Source organism: Streptomyces coryli (assembly GCF_011044975.1).
Taxonomy (GTDB): Bacteria; Actinomycetota; Actinomycetes; order Streptomycetales; family Streptomycetaceae; genus Streptomyces; species Streptomyces coryli.
Genome location: NZ_JAAKZV010000497.1, coordinates 1 through 1,987 on the forward strand (window position 1 = coordinate 1; position 1,987 = coordinate 1,987).

1 protein-coding gene is annotated in these 1,987 nt (G+C 71.9%); it reads left to right on the forward strand.

Translation table 11 applies throughout. From position 1 onward, the window contains the following. Positions 1 to 1,987: condensation domain-containing protein (locus tag G5C51_RS41685; RefSeq protein WP_240930288.1), on the forward strand; the 1,987-nt coding region annotated here is incomplete at both ends.

A 1,987-nucleotide genomic window follows, 5' to 3' on the forward strand; every position in this document is an offset into this window, starting at 1 on the left:
GACGCAGCTGCGCGAGCACACCGCCTCCCGCCTGCCGGAGTACATGATCCCGACCGTCGTCCCCCTGGAGGCCCTGCCGCTCACCCCCAACGGAAAGCTCGACCGCACCGCCCTCCCCGCCCCCGACTTCGCCGGTGCAGCAGCCGGCCGCAGTCCCGCGACCCCCCTCGAGGCCACGCTCTGCGCCCTCTTCGCCGAGGTGCTGGGCCTGGAAGAGGTCGGCCCCGAGGCGTCGTTCTTCGACCTCGGCGGCGACTCGCTTCTGGCCATGCGCCTGATCGCCCGTATCCGAGCAGCTCTGGACACCGAGCTCGGCATTCGCGGGCTGTTCGCCTCGCCGACCGCCGCCGGGCTGGCCCGGCTGGTGGACGGCGCGGACGGTACGGACAGGGAGAGCCGGATCGCCCTGCGGCCGCAGCCGCGGCCCGAGGTGCTGCCGCTGTCGTATGCGCAGCAGCGGATGTGGTTCCTCAACCGGCTGGAGGGAGCGGGCGAAGGGGCGGCCTACAACCTGCCGTTGGCGCTCCGGATCACCGGCGAACTGGATGTGGCGGCGCTCGAAGCCGCGCTGGGCGATGTGGCCGACCGGCACGAAAGCCTGCGTACCGTCTTCCCCGAGACCGAGGGAATCCCGCGGCAGCACGTGCTGCAGGGCTCGGCGGGACGTCCGTCGCTGGAGACGGTCGAGAGCACCGAGGACCAGGTCGCGGAGCACATCCGCGGCTACGTGGCCCGGCGTTTCGACGTCGGCACCGAGCTGCCATGGCGGGTACAGCTGCTGCTGACCGGCCCGTCCGAGGCCGTCCTCCTGCTCGTCACGCATCACATCGCCGTCGACGGCTGGTCGATGGGCATCCTGGCGCGGGATCTCGAGGTGGCCTATGCCGCCCGGCAGCAGGGCAGCGCGCCCGGGTGGGAGCCGCTCCCGGTGCAGTACGCCGACTACGCGCTCTGGCAGCGCCAGGTCCTGGGCGAGCTCGACAACCCCGCGAGTTTGATCAGCGAGCAGCTCGGCTACTGGCGCGAGGCGCTGGCCGGGGCGCCGGAGGAGCTGGCGCTGCCGACGGACCGGCCGCGGCCGGCGGCCGCCTCGTTCCGGGGCGAGGCGGCATCGGTGCAGGTGGACGGGCAGACTCATGCCCGGCTGCTGGAGGTCGCGCGGCAGGCGAACGCGACCATGTTCATGGTCGCCCACGCGGCGGTGGCCGTGCTGCTGTCCCGGATGGGCGCGGGCACCGACATCCCGCTCGGGACCGTCGTGGCGGGCCGCGGCGATGCGGCGCTCGACGACCTCGCCGGCTTCTTCGTCAACACGCTGGTGCTGCGCGCCGACTTGAGTGGCGACCCGACCGTGGCCGAACTGCTGGCACGTGTGCGGCAGACCGACCTCGATGCCTACGCCCACCAGGACGTGCCCTTCGAGCGACTGGTCGACGATCTGAATCCCGTCCGGTCGCTTGGCCGCCACCCCCTGTTCCAGGTGTCGGTGGGCGTCCAGAACCGGCTGCAGTCGGACGGCGAATGGAAGCTGCCCGGCCTGCACGTCGAGGGACTGCCGCCCGCATCGCCGGGCGCCCGATTCGACCTGTCGGTGGACCTGGCCGAGCAGCTGGATGAGGACGGCGCGCCATCCGGGATGGACGGATCGATCCTTTACGCCTGCGACCTGTTCGACGCGGATACGGGGCGGGCCCTGGCCGAGCGTTTCGTACGGGTGCTGGAGCAGATCGCGGCCGATCCGCAGCGGCGGCTGAGCGAGATCGATGTGCTCGGTGGGGTTGAGCGGTCGTTGGTGGTGGAGGGGTGGAACGAGACGGCGCGGCCGGTGTCGGGCGGGTCGTTGGTGGAGTTGTTCGCGGCTCAGGTGGAGCGGTCGCCGGGTGCGGTGGCGGTGGTTGGTGAGGGGGTGGAGTGGTCGTATGCGCATCTGGATGATCGCTCGACTCGGGTGGCGTGTGAGCTGATTGCTCGGGGTGTGGGGCGGGGC